We start from the raw sequence: 20,691 nt of genomic DNA, 5'->3' as shown, positions 1-20,691 counted from the left end.
GTGGGGACAGAGGCAGAGGAGATACTGGTGGCGCATTTCGTGATCATGGGATGTGGCCGGGTGGGGGCGACGCTGGCGCACACCCTCGAAGACGCCGGGCATTCCGTAGCCATCATCGACCAGGACGACCGGGCTTTCCGCAGGCTCCGCCAGGGTTTCACCGGACGCAAGGTCACCGGCGTGGGCTTCGACCGCGACACCCTCAAACAGGCCGGAGTTGCCGACGCGTACGCCTTCGCCGCCGTGTCCAGCGGCGACAACTCAAATATCCTGGCCACCCGGGTGGCCAGGGAGACGTTCCACGTGCCCCATGTAGTGGCCCGGATTTATGATCCCGGCCGCGCCGAGATCTACCAACGCCTTGGAATCCCGACCGTCGCGGCGGTCCGCTGGAGCGCGGACCAGGTCCTGCGCCGCATTCTTCCGGAGCAGCACCTGGCCGGGGACTTCCGCGAGCCTTCCGGCCGCCTGGTGCTCGCCGAACTGGACCTCGACCCCGGCTGGATCGGCCACCGGATCAGCAGCATCGAAAAAGCGGCGAACGTCCGCGTTGCCTACCTCACCCGGTTCGGTGAAGGTTTGCTGCCCGAGGCCGGGACGGCGTACCAGGACGGCGACACCGTGCACGCCATGCTGCCGGTTGACCGCAGCGCCCAGGTGGCCCAGATCCTGGCCAAAGCCCCCGCCAAGGAGTTTCAGTGAAAGTCGTGATCGTCGGCGCCGGCAGTGTCGGATCGTCCATCGCCAGGGAATTGCTGGCGCACAAGCATGAGATCCTGCTGATCGACCTCAAGCCGGAGGTGATTGGCCGGAGCGGACTCCGCGGCGCCCACTGGCTTGTTGGCGACGCGTGCGAGCTGAGCACGCTGCAGGGCGCCAAGGTGGAGGACGCGGACGTGGTGGTATCGGCCACCGGCGACGACAAGGTGAACCTTGTGGTCTCGTTGCTGGCCAAGACCGAGTTTGGCGTCGGCCGCACCGTGGGCCGGGTCAACAATCCAAAGAACGACTGGATGTTCAACGATTCCTGGGGCGTGGACGTTGCAGTCAACACGCCGCAGCTGATGACGGCGCTGGTGGAGGAAGCTGTGGAGATCGGTGACCTTGTCCGGCTCCTCACCCTCCAGACGGGGGTGTCCGCACTGGTTGAATTCACTGTTCCGCATGATTCGCACGTGATCGGCCGGACTGTAGGGGAAATCCGTTGGCCGGAGGATTCCACGCTGGTGGCCATCCTGCGGGACCATGCCCCGATTACCCCCAGCCGGGACGACGTGATCGACGGCGGCGACGAGCTTTTCTTCGTCACCACCATCGCGGCGGAGGATGACCTGCGGGCGCTGCTCTCCCCCGACTCCGCCGAATCCCCGCAGCCCCGGCCTGCAGAAGACGCAGGTTACCTGGAGCAGCAGGGTCCGGAGGATGACGGGTTCGAGGGCTAAGGCGCTTAGCCCTTCGTGGGGGCGCCGTCCGCCGCCTCGTCGTTAACCGGAGCGGGCTTGGTCACGAGCCAGGCAATCCAGACTCCGAGAATGTACAGCGGCGTGCTCATGATGAGCCTGGTGGTTGCCAGCGCGGCGAGCCCTTCCGGTCCCAACAGGTAGAGGGGTACCTGCACCACAAGCCGCAGCGCCAATACGGCGACGATGATCCAGGTGCCAATCCGGTAGGCCTTGACCCGGGCAGGGTCCTTGCGCCAGTCGAGTCCTTCGTTGCGGATGAACCCGAAGAGCAGGCCGGCCACCGGCCACTTGACGGCGATCGAAATCACCATCGCCACGATGTACGCGGCGTTGGTGAAGAAGCCCGGCAGGTAAAAGTCCTCGGCTTTTCCGGTGGTGTTGGCGACCCAGGCGGAGATGCCTACACCCACGACGCCCGCCAGTGCTTGGGTGAGGGGGCGCCGCTGCACCAACCGGACCACGGTGAACACGGCGGCGGCGGCCAGCGCGGCCACAAGCGAGACCGTAAGGTCCCTGGCGATGGTGTAGGTCACGAGGAACAACAGTCCCGGTAGGATGCTTTCGGCAATGCCCTGGACACCGCCGGCGCTGCGCAGCACGTCCACCCGGCCATCGTGGGTTCGGTGCAGCCCTGCCTTCGCGGCGTAGTCCGCAGCCAGGCCTGCCGCCGGCGACGCGTCCCGGGCGTCCGCGTCCTGTCCTGTGGGGCCTGGCAATCCGGCTTGACTGGCGCCGCCCGGACCGTCGCCGTGCGGGAGCCTGTCCCGGCCGGCCCCGCCCCCGCTGTCAGAACTGTTCGGGCCGGCGGCACTGTTCGGGCCGGCACCGGAAGATGGATTGGGCGTGGAAGCAGTCATTCGTTCTCCTGGCGGGGCAATATCTCGTAGCGTGGGTTGAACATGGTGGGCAGGCCGTCCACACGGGACAGCATCCCTTTGAGGCGCACCTCGGTACCGGCCTCGACGCCGGAGACGCGCCGCCGTCCGAGCCACACCACACGAAGCCGCCCACGGGGCCCGGCTGTGGTTCCGGCCCCTGATTCCCGGGGATCGGCGTCGGAGACCATGGCACTGAACGCCGCAGTCTGTTCCGCCGGAACATAGGTTACGGATTCGACGCGGCCGCGGCAGACTACCCGGCCTTTGACCGGCAACCGGCTGAGGGGAACCTCGTCACTGTCGTCCAGCGGGGCTCCCCCGGGTGCGCTATTAGCCAATCTGGGTGATTTCAGGACCACGTTCGGGTTCCTGAAGTGCAGGTGAGCCAGGCGGCGGCGTGGTGGTGGCGTCCTTGGGCAGCCGGAGCTGCAGCAGGTCGCGCGGCGGCATGGGGCTGTCGCCGCGGATCACAACGACCTGGCGGAACAGTGCTTCGAGGGGTTCTGCCGCCGTTCGTTCCAGTGCCGCGGCTCCGCCGAGCACGCCGCGCAGGAACCAGCGCGGTCCGTCCACGCCAATGAAGCGCGCAACCCGGTAGCCCTGGCTGCCGTCCGGCAGCCCTGCCGGCAGCTTCGCGACGAGTTCACTACCGAAGATGCCGTCGATTTCTTCCACCTGGCCGCCCTGGACTCCCACTGACTGGCCGATCTGCTCGCGGATCTCGTCCCAGAGTCCCTCGCTTTTCGGCGCTGCAAAAGCCTGGAGCTGGAGGCTGGACCCGTTGAGGTCCAGGGTGACGGCAACCACACGCTGTGTTGCCTCTTCCACCTCGAGCCGGAGCTGGAGCCCCTCGCTTGGTGTAACCAGGAGCGCACCGAGGTCAACATAGCCATCGCGGCTGCTGATTTCGGATTCGTCAAAAGGGCCGTTGGAGCGGGGTCCGGAGCTGTCCACTGCCTCTTCCGCGGTCTCCGCGCCCGCCGACAGTCCGTCCGCTTCGGCTGCTTGATCCTTCTTGGCTTTCCTGCCGAGCCCAAAGACCATTGGGTGTCTCCTTAGTTGGTTGCCGGGCTGGCCCCGTGGGGGTCCCGCCGTTGTGCTCTGTTTGCCGTCCAGCACGCCTGTGCCGGTGCGGAAGAACGGTTTAGGGAAGAGCTAAAGGTCCAGCATCAGGTACGTTGAAGCCGCCGGTGGAGCCGAAGCCTCCTGTGCCACGAACAGATCCGCTCAATTCATTGACAGGGATGAACTGCGCATACTCCACGCGCTGAATGACCATCTGGGCAATTCTATCGCCGCGGTGCAGTTCGATGCTTTGGTTCGCGTCAGTGTTCAGGAGGGTGACGGCGATCTCGCCGCGGTAGCCCGCGTCCACTGTTCCCGGGGCGTTCACAATGGTCAGCCCGTGCTTAGTGGCCAGGCCGGAGCGCGGGTGGATCAGAGCCACAAAGCCTTCAGGAAGGGCAATGGCCACTCCCGTGGGGACCAGCTTCCGTTCCCCCGGCTGCAGTACAACGTCCACGCGGGCGCGAAGGTCGGCGCCGGCGTCGCCCGGGTGGGCATAGGACGGGGCTTCAAGGTCCGGATCCAGCATCTTCAGCTGGACCTGGAGCGTGGGAGCGGCAGTGCCGGTGGCAGTTGCTTCGTCAGGGAAAGTATCTACTGTGGCGGGATGATCAGTCACAGTCACTCACTCTAACCCGCGCCCCCAAATCAGTCCTAGGGCGGGGTTCCTGCCAATGGCTGCCCGGTGGCAGGAATTACCGGCCGGGGGACGGTCTTGGCCAAGATGAAATAGCCGGGCAAAGATGGAAAGCTGGGCACATGCCCGAATCAAGCTCTTCCGCGCCCGTTCCCCCGAAACCATCCACCGGGGCTGCGGTGATCTACAGGGAGAAGCTTTGGCCCAACGTATGGATCTGGATCATTGCCGCGGGCGTGGCGGGAGCTGGCATCCTGGTATTCGCACCCATCAGCACGGAAGCGGGTTTCACGGCTGCAGCGGTGCTTTTTGTCATCATGGCTGTCCTCCTGATCCTGTCCACCCCGGCCATTATTGTTACGGGCGATTCCCTGACCGTTGGGCGGGCCAGCATCGAGCGCCGGTACGTGGGTGAGGTTGAGTCATTCCGGGGTGCGGAAGCGACAGCGGAACGCGGCACCCGCCTGAACGCGCTGGCCTACCTTTGCATCCGCGGCTGGATCGACCCCGTAGTCAAGATCGGCATCACGGATCCTTCGGACCAGACGCCGTACTGGCTGACCTCCACCCGGCGCCCGGATGAACTGACGGCGGCCCTGTCACGCAGGTAAGGCCACTGACGGCGGCACTTCCGCCGTCGTAGTGCCTTAATCGCTGGTCCTGCCCGTGTGGCCTCCTGCGGTGGCTCGCTGCTTTGTGCCACCCGGGTATCAGCCTTCGCACTCCCTGCAGTAGAACCGGCCGTCCTTCTCGCGGGCGATTTGGGAGCGGTGCCGGACAAGGAAGCACGACGAACAGGTGAACTCGTTTGCCTGGGCCGGGACCACCTGGACCGTCAACTCTTCGCCGGAAAGGTCCGCGCCGGGCAGCTCGTAGCCGGCGGCCAGATCCCTTTCGTCTTCGTCCAGCACCGCAACCAGCTTGTCCGGGCGCCGCGCCTTCAGCTCGTCGACCGTATCCTCTCCGAGCTCTTCCTCGGACGTGCGTGGCACATCATAATCGGTGGCCATTTGTCTGCCGTATCCCTTTTCCTTCAGCCTGCCTGCAAACATCATCCTTCATAACGCCGGACGTCCCGGGTTTGTGCCCGGCCCCCGGGCTTCCGCCGGGGCGTTGGGCGGTCCCTCTACCCAGCCGCGCGCCGGAATATCGCGGCGCGCCCTGTCCCTTGAGCCAAATCGGGTGCAGCGGGTGGCAGAGTTTCGGTTGATAGTAATGCCAGGGTGGAGGATTTGTATGCAGGATCTACGGCTTGTAGGCGTACACGACGACGGGGCGCATCTCCTGTTGAGCGGGGCCGGCGGCGAGATGTTCCAGCTGCCGATCGACGAAGCGCTGAGGACCGCGAGCAGGTCAGCGGCCAGGCCGCCGGCCGAGCGGCCAGCCATTCCCATGTCCCCGCGGGACATCCAGGCCCGCATCCGGGCGGGTGCGACTGCTGCTGATGTAGCGGAACTCTCCGGCCTGCCGCTGGCCAAGGTGGAGCGCTACGAGGGACCGGTCCTTGCTGAACGCGAGTACGTTGCCCAGCAGGCGCGCAAGGTGGAAGTGGCCTCGCCTTCCCCCGGTCACGACATCTACCGTTCGGCCTTCGGCGATAACCCCGCCACGCTGGCTGACATGGTGGCGCACCGGCTCTCGGCCCACGGCATCGATCCATCCACCGTGGAATGGGATTCCTGGCGCCGCCAGGACGGAACGTGGACGGTGCAGGCCAGCTTTGAAACCAATACCGGCGGAAAGGCCGGTATCGGCGAGGAGCCTCCGGCAATGTGGACGTTCAGTCCGGCCAGGAAGTCGTTGCACAACGCCAACCGTTGGGCACAGCAGCTCAGTGAACTTGAGCCGCTGGACGGCCCTGTCCCCGCCCGCCGGCTTTCGGCAGTTTCCGACCGCCCCTTCGACTTCGAGACCGACGCGGACTCGACCCGCCTGACGCCCGGTTCCGCTTCCGAATCGGTACAAGCGGACGGCAAGGAGTCAGACGGACTCCTGGACATGCTTCGCTCGCGCCGCGGACAGCGCCTGGGTGTCGACGAGGATTCCGACGACGCCTTGGCGCTCCTGCTGACCCATGGGGTTCCCGCAGCCCACCCGAGGCCGTCCGAAGTGACCTCTGAGGCAGAAGAGCACGACGACGACGAGCCGCAGGGCGACATCCCGGACGCTCCGGCTGCGCAGGGTCCGGCTGCTGCGGGTCAGTCAGCGCAGGGAAGCTCCTTCGTCCGCCGGCGGGACGCCAGACCTTCCATGCTTTCCCGGCTCAGCCTCATTCCTCCACACCGGGACGTCACGGACGATGCTTTGAAGCTTCACGACGGCGTGAGCACCGATACCCGCGAAATCACCATTGTTGCGTCCCCCCAGCGACCCTCCGGCACCACCGTGGAAAGCGGGAGTGACCAAGCCGACGGCAGCGGCGCTAACGGCAGCCCTGCCAGTGGCGGAGGCCTCAACGAGTTGTTGGGCGGGAACCCCCGGCGGCCAGCGCCCCGGAATGAGGACAGCTCCCCCTCTACCGGACAGCTTCCGGAGACAGGTGCCCCTGAACGCCAGCCCGGTAGGCCCAAACGTTCCAGCGTTCCCTCCTGGGATGAAATTGTGTTTGGTACCCGCGGCGACTAGGGCTTTCCTGGCAATGGCTCAGGCCGCGCTGCCTGCAGGCAATCAGTCCGCGCGGCGCACCTGGCCTTTGTTTCCGCCGCGGGCGGGGGTGCCGCCGCTGGTAGCCGGCCTCTTCGGGTCTAAACAGGCAGGTCTAAACACGCCGGTCTAGACAAGCCGGTTTGAAGAGGCGTCAAAGTATTCGGGAACGTACAAGTGCTGCAGCACTAAATCTGCCTGCACTTTTGCGCTCCCTAATTTCTCCGCCTCCAACGCCGCCGCACCGGCCCGGTCAAGGCTCACGGTCTGATCCAGCACGGTCCGGGCGTGCGCCCAGGAAATCGTCCCGGACTGCAGGGCGGCCAGCGTCCGGGACAGGGACGTGGTCAGGGCATGGGGCTCAGCCAGCAACGACCCCGCCGCACGGTCACCGATCGCCAGCGCACACCCCACCTCGGCCACCAGGCTCCGGTCCTGCGCCGTCACCTCGTAAGGAGACGACGCCGGCCCGTTCAACGCCTTCGCCGCACCAGCCAGAACCGCCACCGCCAGCGCCTTCACCGCCGCCAACTTCGCCTCCGACCGGCCCACCCCGGCCAGGACATCCAGCGCCGCGATAAACGCAGCAACAGCAGCATCAACCGCTTCCTCCGCCTCCACCACCACCGCGTTCGTTCCCATACCCCCATCATCGCGAGGGGGTCAGACATTTTGGGGCACTAGGAGCCGGTCCCCGTGAGAATCTCTGGAATCTTCTCAAAGCGTCTTGTCTCGGGCAGCCAATCGAAGGCGCGCAGCAGGGCGCGTACGAGTACGCAAGAACAACAACGCGTCTAAGCCCCAGTTCCGCCCGAGCCGCGCCACAGGCAGGCGTCGACTTCGAAGGGAAGCAGCGGGTCCTGCTGGCCCATCAGTGCAGCGCCGTGCGCGGTAACCCGCCGCATGTAGTGCCGGCGGCAGAGGGTCTCGTACCCCACCACGGGGACCAACGGTTCAACGGCGGCCGATTCTCCCGCCATATCCACGTCGCCCACCACCACCTGCGCTCCTTCGGTGACCATCACGCCGTCGACCGTACGGGCGTTGTGGGTGGCACGGCGGCCGCACCAGCACAGCGCCTCCACCTGCAGCACCTGCACCCGGTCGGCGAGTTCGACGAGCCGCCGGGAGCCGGGAAACAGCCTGGTCCGGAAATCGGCGGTGATCCCAAAAGCGAAGACGTCCACGTCGATCTCGTCCACGACCTTCGCCAGCTGTTCCACCTGCTCAGGCGTGTAGAACTGGGCCTCGTCGCAGATCAGGTAGTCCACCCGTTGCCCCTGCGTGCGCCGAAGTATGACTTCCTCCCAGAAGTCGGTCCCATCCACCACTTCCACCGCATCGGTTTCCAGGCCAAGGCGGCTGGAGATACGTGATTCGCCGGCACGGTCGTTGCGGCTGAAGCGCACTCCGCCGCGTCCCCGGGCCCGGTGGTTGTGGTCCATTTGCAGGGCAAGGGTCGACTTGCCGCAGTCCATGGTGCCGGAGAAAAAGACAAGTTCAGCCACGCCGGGGACTCCTGCCGCCGGCAGTGAAGCAGAGCAGCGGAACCTCCCGCTCAGCCTTGGTGAGCGAGCCGTGCTGGCCCACCACTTCCATGGCCGTGGGACGGACGCGCCGGGTGTCGTAAAGGGCGACGGCGTCCCGCGCCGCGATCATAACGTCGCCGATCCTGCCCTCGACGGCGGGCCGAACCTCGCCGAACAGGCCCGCCGCCAGTGCGTCCTCCCGGGTGAAGGCCCACACCTGCTCACTGAATCGTCCCCGCCATGCCGCGAGCAGCCGGTCCCGGACGTCTTCGCCGGCCCCATTCTCAAGATAAAGGTGGACCATCCGGGGCTCCCCGGCTGTGTGCCGGACCCCTTCCACCAGAGCGGGGTCAGCGGAAAAGTCGATGCGTTGCTGTTCGGGAACGTCCAGCATGCCGTGGTCGGCCGTGAGCAGGATGGTGGTGCCGGCCGGGAGGGACGCGTGGAGCCGCTTCATGGTTGCGTCGAGCTCTTCGAGCTGGTGTTCCCACTGCTCCGACTGGCAGCCGTACCGGTGCCCGGCCTTGTCCAACTCGTTGAGGTAAAAGTACATGAGCGACGGACTGGCCCCGGACATAACCTCGGCTGCCGCTTCCGTCCGGGCGTGGGCAGTGGTGGCAGAAATGAAGTTGCCGCCCCGCAGTGCGGCCCGGGTCATGGGCGAGCCGCCGAACTGCGGCAGGCTGACCGTGGTAACGGCCACGTGTTCCGCCGCGCGTTCCAGCACGGTGGGGAAAGGCTGCCACGCTGCCGGGTCGACGCCGGCATCCCAGTTTCCGAGGAGGTTGACTACCTTGTCCTGCTCCGGGTCGAGAACGTCGTAGCCCACCATGCCGTGCTGGCCCGGCGCCAGGCCGGTGCCGAAACTTGCGAGGGACGCTGCGGTGGTGGAAGGGAACGCGGAATCCAGCCAGACGGGGACGGCGCCCTGCCCTGCCTGGATGACGGAGCGCAAAAATGGGGTGTGGGCCGATTTCTGCTTCAGCAGGTTCCGGCCGAGTCCGTCGGCCAGCACAACACAGACGCGTGAGGCGGCCGGCAAGTCCAGGGTGTTCTCAAACCCGTCCACGCCCAGGCTTGCCGCGGCGCTGGTGAGTACCTCGGCAATGGAGCGTTGGCCGTAGGCAGGAGCGGCCGGCAGGACAGCCTGGCTGTGGGGCCGGGCGGAAACGTTGATGTTCGGGTGGCGGTCTTCGGGCATCAGCGCTGCTGGTGCCCGCGGCTGAGGCGGTTGCCGAACACTCCGGAACGCGGCCGGGGCGCCATCGACTGCACGTGTGCCTGCGGCGCAGGGGAACCGGTATTGACGGCACGCAGCGCACGCGCGAAGAGCTTGGCGTCCTGGACTGCCTGCAGGCCGTCTGCCTCAGCGCTGATCCGAAGGACGATGTCCTCTTGGGCAATGGTCCCGGTGTAGCCGTGGTCAGCTTCGCACTGCGGGTCGCCGCAACTGGCAGGACCCATATCCAGGCGCTGGCCACCGGACCAGGCGATGGAGAGCGTTACTTCGCGCACGGGGTCGGAGGGCTTGTAATTCTGTGGCTGGGCGTACATATAGCTGAGCACCACCGAACGGATCTGTGCCACAGGAACGGATTCGGTGGAAATCTGCGCGACGATCTGCTCGCCGGCGTCATCGAGCTGCTGGTCATCCACGTGCGTGATCACCAGCATGTCCGAGGTGAGCACCAATACAGTGATGTGGCGGCGGACTTCGGCGCGGTCGAAGTGGGTTTCCAGGTGCACAAGGTGGGCAACGCAATCGCGGCCGTCCAGGGCGTCGTCGACTACATCGGCCACGAGGCGGGGGTAGAAGCCTGCCTTCTGGAGCGCGCCGTCCAGGCTCTGGCCCTGGGCGCTGTGGCTGTGTGAGCTGTGGTGGCGGACTGCCTGGGTTTCATTGCCGGGCGTTTCTGGCGCCGACGCGGGAGGCTGTGAGCTCATTCCCCCATTTTCACAGATCGGCCGGTCACTTGCTAACCGCCTCAGCCGAGCATGGCCCTGCGCGCGCTGTCCGTCCGCTTGGCGGCATTGCCGATTCGCACGTCGGCGGCCAGGGTGGTGGCTCCCGAACTGGCGCACAGGACGGGGTTGAGTTCCACCACGGCGATCTCGGGGTGGTTGTCCTTGAGCCAGGCCAGTCGGCCGGCAAGATCCTCCAGGGCCTCAACATCCACCGCGGGCAGGCCCTGGTAGCCAAACAGCTTTTGGGCAGCACGGGGCCCGCGGATGAAATCGTCGACGTCGGCAGCGGACAGCGGCGGGACGCGGTGCGCCCAGTCGTCCAACAGGTTTACGGCATCACCGGCGAGCCCGAAGGAGACGACCGGGCCCAGCAGCGGGTCCTCGATGGCCCGGAAGGTGCAGGCCTGGCCCACCGGAGCCATGCTCTGCACTTCCAGCGCGGGGTCGCCGTAGTTCGCGAGAACCCGCCGCATCTGCAGCACGTTCCGGCGGAGCGATGCGGCGTCCTGGATGTCCAGCCGCACTCCGCCGAGATCCAGCCGGTGCCGCAGGGCGGGATCGGTAGTCTTCAGGACCACCGGCCACCCGAGGGCATCGGCCGCTTCAACTGCCTGGTCAGGGTGATCAAAACCTACGGAGGGCAGCACCTTGATCCCATAGTGGCCCAGCAGCGACGCCGCAGCTGCAGAATCCAGCTTCTTCAGCTGGTCCCCTTTGACATCCTGGAGCAATGCTTCGAGTTCCGCCCGTGCAAGCTGCGGGTTGCAGCCTTCGGGTTCTACAAAATGGCCCTGGTCGCGGGCTACCCATTCCGAGTAGCGCACCACGGCAGCGAGCGCAGCAACGGCGGCCCCGGGATTCGAAAAGCAGGGAACGGCGCGTTCAGCAGACCCCAGCATTCCCTCCACGGAAACGGAAGGGTCCAGGATGCCGGTAAACGCCGCAACCACCGGCTTCCCCGCCGCTGCGGAACATTCGGCCAGCACGTCGGCAATGCTGTCCACCGTCAGCCCGCGTGCGGGGAGCAGCGCCGCGACAGCCGAGTGGACGGCGTCTGATTCAAGCGCCTTGAGCAGGCTGGCCCGCAGGGCGGGAAGGGCGATTGACTGGCCGGCGTCGAGGTCCACCCCGGTGACCAGCTGCCGGACGGCGAGTCCCTGGGACGAGGCGCTGTCCGCCACCACCTTGCCCAGAGCCTGGGAGTTGCTGAAGATGGCAAGCCCCGGCCCGGCGGGAAGCGGCTGGCCGGAGACCACCTGGGCGACATCCACCAGTTGCTCGATGGTCTCCACCCTGATGACGCCGGACTGCCGCAGCATCGCGTCCAGCGCCCCGGACGGCGCCTGGGTGGTCCGGACGGCGTGCCCGGGCGGCAGCCGCAGCCCCATGGCGTCGGACTTGGCCACGATCACGGGCTTGATGCGTGCCAGCCGGCGGGCGAGGCGGGAAAACTTGCGCGGGTTGCCGATGGATTCAAGGTAAAGCCCCACCGCGGCCGTCTCCGGATCGTCCTCCCAGTACTGCATCATGTCGTTGCCTGAGACGTCGGCACGGTTTCCGGCCGACAGGAACGTGGACAGGCCCAGCCGGCGCCGGCTCGATGCGGCGTAGAGGGAAACACCGATGGCGGCCGACTGGCTGAACAGGCCAAGTGCCCCCCGCAGCGGCAGGGTTGGGGCCATCGAAGCGTTCAGCGACACCTCGGGATTGGTGTTCACGACGCCCAGGGAGGCCGGCCCGATCACGCGCATGCCGCTGGCCCGGGCCTGGCGCACGAGGTCCCGCTGGCGCATCAGGCCGCGTTCGCCGTCGTCCGCGAAGCCCGCCGACGCGACCACCAGCCCCCTGACGCCTGCTGCGGCGCAGTCCGCCACCACGGCGGGTACTTCCTCATAGGGCACGGCGACGACGGCGAGCTGGACAGGATCCGGGACCTCGGACAGTTTGCCGAAGGACAGCATGCCGGCAAGTTCCAGCGCTTCGGGGTTGATGGCGTAGATAGGACCGCGGAAGCCGCCTTCAATGATGTGCTCCAGGAGCTGGTACCCCACCGTGCCCCATTTACGGCTGGCACCGATCACGGCGATGGACGACGGCGTCAGCAGGTCGCGCACGCTCCTCGCCTCCGCGCGGTGTTCCCGGGATTCCATCACCGCGCGGGATTTTTCCGTGGGGTCGATGTTGAACTCCAGGCTGATGACGCCGTCGTCAAAATGCCGCCGGACGTCGTAGCCCGCGTCCGAAAAGACCATCAGCATCTTCCGGTTCTCCGGCAGCACTTCGGCGCTGAAGCGCCGGATCCCGTTTTCGTGTGCAGCGGCCGCAAGGTGCTCCAGCAGGATGGATCCGATCCCCCGGCCCTGGTGTGAGTCGGCAATGTTGAACGCCACCTCCGCCTCTGCGGGGTCATCAAGCCGGTCATAGCGGCCGATGCCGACGATTTCACCACGGATGGTGATGACGAAGGCCACCCGGTCTTTGTAGTCAACTTCCGTGAAACGCTTAAGCTCTTTAGTGGACAGCCTCGCCTTGAACGCGAAGAAGCGCATGTAGATTGAGTCCTGCGACTGCCCGATGTGGAAGGTCTGGACAGCGTCCGCATCCGTGGGATGGATGGGCCTCAGGTGGGCTGTTCCGCCGTCACGCAGTACGACATCGGCTTCCCAATGTTCCGGATATTCGCCGTCCCCGGGCTGATCCACCATAGGCTTAGCCTAGCCAAAAACTTCCGCAGCACACCCCCACCGGCTGCACAGTAACGAAGAAGGATTTACCAACCCCCATGGCCCGCCGCCAAAGTTCCGCCCCCGCTGTTGAAGACAGCACTCCCTTCACGGAGAACATCGTGGACATCGATGTCACCTCCGAAATGGAAGGCTCCTTCCTGGAGTACGCGTACTCGGTGATCTACTCCCGCGCGCTTCCGGACGCCCGGGACGGTCTCAAGCCCGTACAGCGGCGCATCCTTTACATGATGAGCGACATGGGCCTGCGCCCGGACCGCGGCCACGTGAAAAGCGCGCGCGTGGTGGGCGAGGTCATGGGCAAGCTGCACCCCCACGGTGACACCGCCATCTATGACGCCATGGTGCGCATGGCCCAGGACTTCTCGCTGAGGCTCCCGCTGATTGACGGGCACGGAAACTTCGGCTCGCTCGACGACGGCCCGGCGGCACCGCGGTACACCGAGGCCCGCCTCGCGGCTGCTGCCCTCACCCTCACCAACCACCTCGATGAAGACGTGGTGGACTTTGTCCCCAACTATGACAACCAGCTGACCCAGCCGGAGGTCCTGCCGGCGGCGTTCCCCAACCTGCTGGTCAACGGCGCCACTGGCATCGCCGTCGGCATGGCCACCAACATGGCCCCGCACAATCTGGTGGAAGTCATCTCTGCCGCCCGGCACCTGATCGCCAACCCGGACGCCACGCTGGATGACATCATGCGCTTCGTGCCCGGGCCGGACCTGCCCAGCGGCGGGCGGATTGTTGGACTTGACGGTATCCGCGATGCCTACGCCACCGGGCGCGGGTCCTTCAAAACGCGGGCCAAGGTGGAGGTCGAACAGCTGTCCGCGCGCCGGACCGGCCTGGTGGTCACCGAACTCCCCTACATGGTGGGCCCGGAAAAGGTCATCGAGAAGATCAAGGACGCCGTCAACGCGAAAAAGCTGACGGGCATCAGCGACATCGTTGACCTGACCGACCGCAAGCACGGCCTGCGCCTGGTCATCGAACTGAAGAACGGCTTCAATCCCAACGCGGTGCTCCAGCAGCTCTACCGCTACTCGCCGATGGAGGACTCCTTCGGCATCAACAACGTCACCCTGGTGGACGGACAGCCGCAGACCCTGGGCCTGGTTCAGCTGCTGACTGTGTACGTGAACCACCGTATTGACGTGGTGCGCCGCCGGACGGTGTTCAGGCTGGGGAAGAAGAAGGACCGCCTGCACCTGGTGGAGGGCCTCCTCATCGCCATCGTGGACATCGACGAGGTCATCCAGATCATCCGGTCCTCCGACGAAGCGGCCGCCGCCCGGGCCCGGCTGATGTCCATCTACGACCTCACCGAGATCCAGGCAAACTACATCCTGGAGCTGCGGCTCCGCCAGTTGACCAAGTACTCGCGGATTGAGCTGGAGAAGGAACAGGACGAGCTGCGCCGTGAAATTGCGGAGCTGGAAGCCATCCTCGGATCGGAGGAGCGGCTGCGCACCCTGGTGTCCGACGAACTGGGCGCCATCGCTGAGGAGCACGGCACGCCGCGGCGGACCGTGCTGCTCGAGTCCGAAGCCGTGTCCCCCACGGTGTCCGCCGACCTTGCCCTCACCGCCGGAAAGAAGGGCAAGGCTGTCCCGCTGGCGCTGGAAATCGCCGATGACCCCTGCTGGGCCATCCTCACTGCATCCGGCCAGATAGCGCGGACCAGCAACCGGGAGCCGCTGGCTGAGGCGGGTCCCAGGACCAAACACGACGTCTACACTTCCGTGGTCAAGACGTCGGCGAGGGGCGAAATTGCCGCTGTCACCTCCCAGGGGCGCATGCTCCGCCTGCAGGTGATGGACATGCCGGTGCTTCCGCCGGTTTCAGGCCTGCCAAACCTTGCCGGCGGCGTTCCGGCCAAGGACTTCATCACCCTCCTGAAGGGGGAAACCCTCGTGGCTTTCGCCCCGCTGGACGAGGTGCTGGCCATCGGCACGGCCCAGGGAGTAGTAAAGCGGGTCCAGCCCGACTACCCCCTGAACCGGGAGGACTGGGAAGTTATTGCGCTGAAGGACAAGGACTTCATAGTAGGTGTGGCGCCGGCCGCTGCGGACGACGCCGAACTGGTGTTCCTGACCAGCCAGGCCCAGCTGCTGAAGTTCGGTGCTGCCGTTGTGCGGCCGCAGGGGCGCACCGCCGGCGGCATGGCAGGGGTAAAGCTCGCTGCCGGTGACCGCGTAATGTTCTTCGGCGCAGTCCAGCCCAAGGACGAGGCTGCTGTGGTGGTGACCATCGCCGGCACCACGGGCGCCCTGCCCGGCACTGCGCCGGGTACCGCCAAGGTGACGGCCTTCTCCGAGTACCCCGCGAAGGGGCGTGCCACGGCCGGTGTCCGGGCGCACCGGTTCCTGAAGGGCGAGGACACCCTGCTGCTGGCGTGGGCAGGCCATGGTCCGGCCAAGGCATCATCGGCGGCCGGGGTGGCGCGTTCCCTGCCCCAGGAGCACGGCCGGCGTGACGGTTCGGGTGTTCCGCTGTCCCAGCCGGTGGAAGTGGTGGGCCCTGCCATGGCCTGGCCTGATCCCGCTTAGACTGCTTCCATGCCTATCGTTCCTGATGAAAAGGACTGGACCTGGGTCCTGACCCGTCCATGCCCGGAATGCTCCTTCGACGCCTCCACCGTGACGCCATCAACAGTCCCCGGCAGCATTGACAGCATGCTCCCCCGCTGGCGCGCAGTCCTCCGGCGCCCCAACGCGGCCGAGCGTCCGGACGACCACACGTGGTCCGCCCTGGAGTACGCCTGCCACGTCCGCGATGTCTTCAGCCTCTTTGACCAGCGGCTGAATTTGATGCTGGATTCAGACGACGCCACATTCGATAACTGGGACCAGGACCAGACTGCCGTGGACAAGGACTACGCGAGCGCGGACACCGCGGTTGTCAGCGCCGAACTGACGGCGGAAGGGAAGCAGGCGGCGGAGTCCTTTGCCGCCGTCCGCGAATCGGAATGGGGGCGCAAAGGGCTGCGCAGCAACGGCTCGGAGTTCACCGTCCTGACGCTGTCGCAGTACTTCCTGCACGACGTGGTCCACCACCTTCACGACGTGGACGGCTGATCCCCCGCAACCGACGCCACAAGGCCCTCGCCCTGCCCTGAACCGGGGTGCCCTGAGCGGGAGCCCGGGCCGGGGTGCCCTGAGCGGCTCTGCCCTGGCGCGGCGGCAAGCACCAGGCGGGCGTCCTCCTCCTGGATGTCGGCCGGGTTGTGCGTCACAAGCACCACGGTGCGGCTGCGCAAGCCCTGCCGCAGGTCCGCTAGCATGGCCCGCGCGGACTCCGCGTCCAGGTGGGCCGTCGGCTCGTCCAGCAGTATCACCTCGGCGCCGGTCATCAGTGTGCGGGCCACTGCCAGGCGTTGACGCTCCCCACCGCTGAGGAACGCGCCGCCCGGGCCGATTCGAGTGTCCATGCCCGCCGGCAGCCGCTCCAGCAGTGCAGTCAGGCCCACCGAAGCAAGCGCAGCCAGCATGTCAGCGTCGCTGGTCGCTCCGGTGCCGGGCGCTCCGTCGCCTGCTGCCTCAGTGACTACTTTTTCGCCGTCGGAAGCAGGCCGGCCCAGCAGCAGGTTGCCGCGGATCGTGGAGTCAAACAAGTGCGCTTCCTGCGGGCACCATGCGGCCCGGCCGGTGACGCCGATCCGCCCGGCAGCAACCGGCAGGAAGCCGAGCAGGACCGACAGCAGGGTCGACTTCCCCGAGCCCGAGGGACCGGTCACGGCCAGCCACCGTCCTGGCTCCGCCACTGCGTCAAGCGCGGTAAACACCGGAGCGCCCCCGGGCCACGCGGCTGAAAGGCCTGCCAGCTCGACGCCGGGAATCCCGCCCGGGCGGACGGGGACCACCTGGAGACCGCCATCAGCACTGCCGGAAGCATCACGCACGCCGCCGTCCCGTTTGTCCCCGTCCCGTTTGTCTCCGCCCTGCTGGCTCCCGCCCAGCTTTCCGCCCTCCGGGTTCCCCTCTTCAAGGGCACCGGACTCAGCGACGCGCTGCATCACATTCCGCAGCGCAGGGAACTGGCGTACCGCCGTCGTCATCGCTGCGAAGGGTTCCACCAACGCCAGGAGGAGCAGGACCACCACTGCCGCCGTCGCCGGCGCGAGCTGGCCGGCGAGCACCGCAGGACCTGCAAGCAAGGCGGCTCCCAGCGCCGCGGCGCCGCAGGCTGCGGTGGTGAGTGCCTGCCCCAGCCCGTCAGCCCAGGCCGAGCGTTGGGAAGCCCTGGTGGCCTGACGGTCCCGGGCGCGCAGTTCGGCTAAAACACGGGGGGCCGCGCCGTTGGCATGCAGTTCGGCACGGGCGTCAAGTGCTGCCGAAACGCCGCGCAGGACCCCGGAACGAAGGAGCTGCTCGGATGTGGCGGACTGGCGGTCGCCCCACAGGGCCACAGCCGGGGCGAGCAGGAGGCTCGCCACACTGGCGGCAATCACGGCAGGCAGCGCGGCCGGCACCAGCACCGCCGTGGTCACCAAAGCCAGCGCGGACACTGCGAGGGCTGTGACCGGCGGCAGGACAACGCGCGGAAGGAGGTCGCGGACGGTGTCGACGTCGTCGATCACCGATCCCAGGACGTTTCCGCCCTGCAACAGGCGGCGGAGCGGCAAAGCCCGCCGGCTCAACGCCTCCCACAACCTGCCCCGCAGGCGGGTCAGTGCCGCGAACACGGCGTCGTGTAAAAGGAGCCGTTCGCAGTACCGCAGGACAGCCCGGCCTATTCCAAAGAACCGGACTCCAACAATCGCGGTCAGCAGGTAAAGGATGGGGGGCTGCTCGCTGGCACGGATGATGAGCCACCCGGACAGCCCGGACAGGGCCACGGCGAAGACCGCCGCCAGCGTACCCACCAGGGCTGCGGCTGCGAACTTGCCCTTCACCGGGGCAAGGAGTGCGCCCACCAGCCGCGCGGCGCCGTGCTTGCTGACGCCACCCGTGCCGCCACCTCCTCCCGCCATTGAGGGTGCGGATGTTTCCGGCTCCCCGGCGTTGTTCTCATGGCTGGAGGCGGCGTTGCCGGCACTCAAGGCAGCAGCGGGGTGCCTGACGGTATCAGCGGGGTGTGCAGCCACGGCCGCCAGGCTATGACCATCCACGGGCACCAGGTGTTCCGCGAGGGCGCGGGTGCGTTCCTCATGGGCCACCAGGACAACGGTCACCTGTCCCCGGAGCTTCCTGATGGCGTCTTCCACCAAGGCAGCCGACTCGTCATCCAGGTGCGCCGTGGGTTCATCCAGCAACAGGACGCCGGCACCGGCGTCGATCCTTGCCAGACCGCGGGCAAGGGCCACACGGCGCAGCTCCCCCGGGCTCAGCTCCGCAGGGTGCTTCGCGGCAAGGTGTCCGGCTGCAGCGCGGACCAGGCAGTCCCGGGCAGCAGTTTCCAGTCCCTGACGCCTGTAGTCACTGCCTTCCCGGGCTGAGCCGCCGTCCAGGTAGAGCAGGATCTCGTCGAGGACCGTCTCCGCCACCATGACCGGATGCTGCGGAACCCAGGCGATGGCGCTGCGGTCCAAACCGGTGATGGTGCCGCTGACAGCTGTGCCTGCACCGTCAGCTATGGTCCCGGCCAAGACTCCGAGCACGGTGCTTTTGCCGGCGCCGCTGGCTCCGTCCAGGGCGGTGATCCTGCCCTGCGGTGCACTGAAGCTGAGCGGCCCGACGGCGGGGCGGGACCGCCCTTCGTAGCTGACGGTGAGCCCGGTGACGGTGATGGCCGCACCGGGCCGGCCGGCGCGGGTCGCCGGCAGCGGCTGCGGTTCCGGTGCTTCGGTTACTGCCGTTGTTTCGGCGAGCGCCACCCGGCCGTCGTCGCTGGCATGGTGGGCGGTTCCCAGTTCGCGCAGTGGAAGGTAGCAGTCCGGTGCCAGGATCAGGGCCAGCAGGCCGGCGTCCAGCGGCATGTCGCCGTGGACCAGCCGCACACCGATAAAAACGGCCACCACTGCCACGGAGATGGTGGCAATGAGTTCGAGGGCCAATGCCGAGAGGAACGCGGTCCGCAGTGTTCCCATGGTGCGGGACCTGTACTCCTCGGAAATCTCTTCGAGGGCCTTGCGCTGGGCGGTGGCGCGTCCCAGGCCCACCAGGACCGGCAGTCCCTTGGCGAGCTCCAGCATGTGGGTGGAGAGCCTCGCGAGGGAGGCCTGTGCGTCGCGGACGTTGTCCTCGGTGTACCGGCCGATCAGCACCATAAACAGCGGCACCAGTGGAACCGTCAGGACCACCACCACTGCGCTGACCCAGTCGGCAAAGAGGATGCGCGCCCCTATCAGGAGCGGGACGGCGGCGCAGTTCACCAGCGCGGGCAGGAACTGCGTGTAGTAGCTGTCCAGGGCATCAAGTCCGCGGGTGGCCAGCACAGCCAATCCGCCGTCGGCCGGTCCTGTGCTGCGGACGCCGTTGCGCAGCGCCCTTTCCAGCAGCTCCGAACGCAGTTCCTCCTTGATGCCGAGCGCGGCCCGGCGGGCTGCAACTGCCTGCCCCCACACCGTGAGGGACCGCAGCACCACTCCGGCCATGCCCACAGTGATCTGCTCCGCCCAGCCAGGGTTTCCCGCCGTGAGTCCGGCCAGGGCCGAAGCCACGGCCTGGCCGATCATGACCAGCGACAACGCCTTGAGGGCGGCGAGGAGTCCCAGCCAGTAGACGGCTGAACGGGTTGCCGGGCCCGCCGGGAAAGTAGGTCGCATCTCAGCCCTTGGTGGTGAAGGCCCTGGCGGCTATGGCCGGCAGGAAGCTGTGGGCTTCCGGGATGTGCGCGGCACTGACCCGGCGACGGAACACCCAGTAGGTCCAGGCCTGGTAGGCGATGACCAACGGCAGGCCGAAGGCAGCGACGATGCTCATCAGGCCCAGGGTGTAGTCGGAGGATGAGGCATTGGTGATGGTGAGGTCGAAAGCCTCATTCAGTGTGGAGGGCAGCACCACCGGGAACACGGCGGCGAAGATGGATGCCGAACCCAGTGCCAGGAAGGCTCCCAGCGCGATGAAGGCCCTGCCCTCCGCACCCTTGCGGGCCAGGACCCACGCCCCAGCCGCGGCGGCGACCGCCAGCAGGACCAGCGCCCAGGTCCAGGGCTTGCCTTCGAGGAACTGGATGCCGAGCGCCCAGACCGCAAGCGGCAGGAGAAGGACGGGAAGCAGCCGGACGAACCACTTGCGCGCGCGGTGCCGCACGTCGCCGTCGGTCTTCAGTGCCAGGAAGGCGAGGGCGTGCACCAGCGAGAACCCCACCACGGCCAACCCGCCCAGCACGGCGTAGCCGCTGAACCACGCAAACGGCCCGCCCTCGCGGTCCCCGTTGGCGTTCAGCGGCAGGCCGGTGGTGGTCAGGGCCAGTGCTGCGCCCACTCCGAAAGCCGCGAAGAAGGACCCCAGGGCGATGGCCCAGTCCCACCGGGTCCGCCACTGTTCCGTGTCCACCTTGCCGCGGTACTCGAAGGCCACAGCCCGGAAGATCAGGGCAACCAGGACCACCAGCAGCGGCAGGTAGAGGGCGGAGAACAGCGAGGCGTACCAGAGCGGGAAAGCGGCAAAGGTTGCTCCGGCGGCCGTCAGGAGCCACACCTCGTTGCCGTCCCACACCGGGCCCACGGTGTTGAGCAGGACACGGCGTTCGGTATTGTCCCGGGCGAACAGCTTCATCAGCATCCCGACGCCCAGGTCAAAGCCCTCAAGGAAGAGGTAGCCGGTCCACAGCACTGCTATGGCGATGAACCAGATGGTTGGCAGCAGTTCCATTCTTCGTTTC

Annotated in this window: 18 protein-coding genes; 6 read left to right on the top strand and 12 right to left on the bottom strand. The window is 67.0% G+C overall.

All coding sequences use genetic code 11. The features are described 5' to 3' along the window. The first annotated feature begins 27 nt into the window (after window positions 1–27). Both ACFVYC_RS17750 and ACFVYC_RS17745 read left to right on the top strand, forming a co-directional pair. Window positions 28–702 carry a potassium channel family protein gene (locus ACFVYC_RS17750; RefSeq protein ID WP_387552715.1) on the top strand — a complete coding sequence of 225 codons (675 nt, stop codon included), beginning with the start codon at window positions 28–30 and terminating at the stop codon, window positions 700–702. After that, entirely contained in the window at window positions 699–1,442 is a 744-nt protein-coding gene (locus ACFVYC_RS17745; protein WP_387552713.1) for a potassium channel family protein, read from the top strand. Before ACFVYC_RS17750 ends, ACFVYC_RS17745 begins: the two co-directional genes overlap by 4 nt. A gap of 5 nt (window positions 1,443–1,447) precedes the next feature. On the opposite strand, the gene ACFVYC_RS17740 is transcribed toward ACFVYC_RS17745, so the two are convergent. The 4 genes from ACFVYC_RS17740 to dut form a co-directional block, all read right to left on the bottom strand. Further along, the gene (locus ACFVYC_RS17740; RefSeq protein ID WP_387552711.1) at window positions 1,448–2,320 is read right to left on the bottom strand and encodes a DUF3159 domain-containing protein; all 873 of its coding nucleotides are present in this window, start codon (window positions 2,318–2,320) and stop codon (window positions 1,448–1,450) included. Next, entirely contained in the window at window positions 2,317–2,679 is a 363-nt protein-coding gene (locus ACFVYC_RS17735) for a hypothetical protein (RefSeq protein WP_387552709.1), read from the bottom strand. Before ACFVYC_RS17735 ends, ACFVYC_RS17740 begins: the two co-directional genes overlap by 4 nt. After that, window positions 2,672–3,385 (bottom strand): DUF3710 domain-containing protein, encoded by a 714-nt coding sequence (locus ACFVYC_RS17730; RefSeq protein ID WP_387552707.1) that lies wholly within the window; start codon window positions 3,383–3,385, stop codon window positions 2,672–2,674. The genes ACFVYC_RS17735 and ACFVYC_RS17730 overlap by 8 nt, the downstream gene beginning before the upstream one ends. Window positions 3,386–3,485: 100 nt before the next feature. Continuing rightward, window positions 3,486–4,025, bottom strand: coding sequence for a dUTP diphosphatase (gene dut / locus ACFVYC_RS17725; RefSeq protein WP_387552705.1), 540 nt, complete (start codon window positions 4,023–4,025; stop codon window positions 3,486–3,488). Window positions 4,026–4,165: 140 nt separating this feature from the next. Here dut and ACFVYC_RS17720 point away from each other — a divergent pair, with 140 nt between their 5' ends. Continuing rightward, complete coding sequence (locus tag ACFVYC_RS17720) at window positions 4,166–4,654, top strand: DUF3093 domain-containing protein (protein ID WP_387552703.1); 489 nt, start codon at window positions 4,166–4,168, stop codon at window positions 4,652–4,654. A gap of 99 nt (window positions 4,655–4,753) precedes the next feature. Here ACFVYC_RS17720 and ACFVYC_RS17715 read toward each other — a convergent pair whose 3' ends face one another. Further along, window positions 4,754–5,053 (bottom strand): DUF4193 domain-containing protein, encoded by a 300-nt coding sequence (locus tag ACFVYC_RS17715; RefSeq protein WP_387552701.1) that lies wholly within the window; start codon window positions 5,051–5,053, stop codon window positions 4,754–4,756. 226 nt (window positions 5,054–5,279) lie between these two features. Here ACFVYC_RS17715 and sepH point away from each other — a divergent pair, with 226 nt between their 5' ends. After that, a complete protein-coding gene (sepH, locus tag ACFVYC_RS17710) occupies window positions 5,280–6,668 on the top strand; it encodes a septation protein SepH (protein ID WP_387552700.1) in 1,389 nt (462 codons plus the stop codon). Between the two features lie 147 nt (window positions 6,669–6,815). Here sepH and ACFVYC_RS17705 read toward each other — a convergent pair whose 3' ends face one another. From ACFVYC_RS17705 to ACFVYC_RS17685, 5 genes are all read right to left on the bottom strand, one after another. Continuing rightward, window positions 6,816–7,328, bottom strand: coding sequence for a hypothetical protein (locus ACFVYC_RS17705; protein ID WP_387552698.1), 513 nt, complete (start codon window positions 7,326–7,328; stop codon window positions 6,816–6,818). Between the two features lie 152 nt (window positions 7,329–7,480). Beyond that, entirely contained in the window at window positions 7,481–8,194 is a 714-nt protein-coding gene (locus ACFVYC_RS17700) for a thymidine kinase (RefSeq protein WP_387552696.1), read from the bottom strand. After that, entirely contained in the window at window positions 8,187–9,416 is a 1,230-nt protein-coding gene (locus ACFVYC_RS17695) for an alkaline phosphatase family protein (RefSeq protein WP_387552694.1), read from the bottom strand. The genes ACFVYC_RS17700 and ACFVYC_RS17695 overlap by 8 nt, the downstream gene beginning before the upstream one ends. Beyond that, window positions 9,416–10,159 carry a DUF5998 family protein gene (locus ACFVYC_RS17690; RefSeq protein ID WP_387552692.1) on the bottom strand — a complete coding sequence of 248 codons (744 nt, stop codon included), beginning with the start codon at window positions 10,157–10,159 and terminating at the stop codon, window positions 9,416–9,418. Before ACFVYC_RS17690 ends, ACFVYC_RS17695 begins: the two co-directional genes overlap by 1 nt. Before the next feature lie 41 nt (window positions 10,160–10,200). Next, window positions 10,201–12,885 (bottom strand): GNAT family N-acetyltransferase, encoded by a 2,685-nt coding sequence (locus ACFVYC_RS17685; protein WP_387552690.1) that lies wholly within the window; start codon window positions 12,883–12,885, stop codon window positions 10,201–10,203. Between the two features lie 77 nt (window positions 12,886–12,962). On the opposite strand from ACFVYC_RS17685, the gene ACFVYC_RS17680 reads away from it, so the two are divergent. Together ACFVYC_RS17680 and ACFVYC_RS17675 are read left to right on the top strand one after the other, a co-directional pair. Next, the gene (locus ACFVYC_RS17680) at window positions 12,963–15,473 is read left to right on the top strand and encodes a DNA topoisomerase (ATP-hydrolyzing) subunit A (RefSeq protein ID WP_387552688.1); all 2,511 of its coding nucleotides are present in this window, start codon (window positions 12,963–12,965) and stop codon (window positions 15,471–15,473) included. A gap of 9 nt (window positions 15,474–15,482) precedes the next feature. Beyond that, entirely contained in the window at window positions 15,483–16,001 is a 519-nt protein-coding gene (locus tag ACFVYC_RS17675) for a DinB family protein (protein ID WP_387552687.1), read from the top strand. Here ACFVYC_RS17675 and cydD read toward each other — a convergent pair. Next, window positions 15,983–19,630 (bottom strand): thiol reductant ABC exporter subunit CydD, encoded by a 3,648-nt coding sequence (cydD, locus tag ACFVYC_RS17670; protein WP_387552685.1) that lies wholly within the window; start codon window positions 19,628–19,630, stop codon window positions 15,983–15,985. The two genes, ACFVYC_RS17675 and cydD, sit on opposite strands and share 19 nt — an antisense overlap. Before the next feature lies 1 nt (window position 19,631). Then, a complete protein-coding gene (gene cydB, locus ACFVYC_RS17665) occupies window positions 19,632–20,681 on the bottom strand; it encodes a cytochrome d ubiquinol oxidase subunit II (protein WP_387552683.1) in 1,050 nt (349 codons plus the stop codon). Window positions 20,682–20,691 lie beyond the last annotated feature (10 nt).

Origin of the sequence: Pseudarthrobacter sp. NPDC058329, assembly GCF_042879835.1 — a bacterium.
Taxonomy (GTDB): domain Bacteria; phylum Actinomycetota; class Actinomycetes; order Actinomycetales; family Micrococcaceae; genus Arthrobacter.
This window is presented reverse-complemented; position numbering and strand designations above follow the sequence as displayed.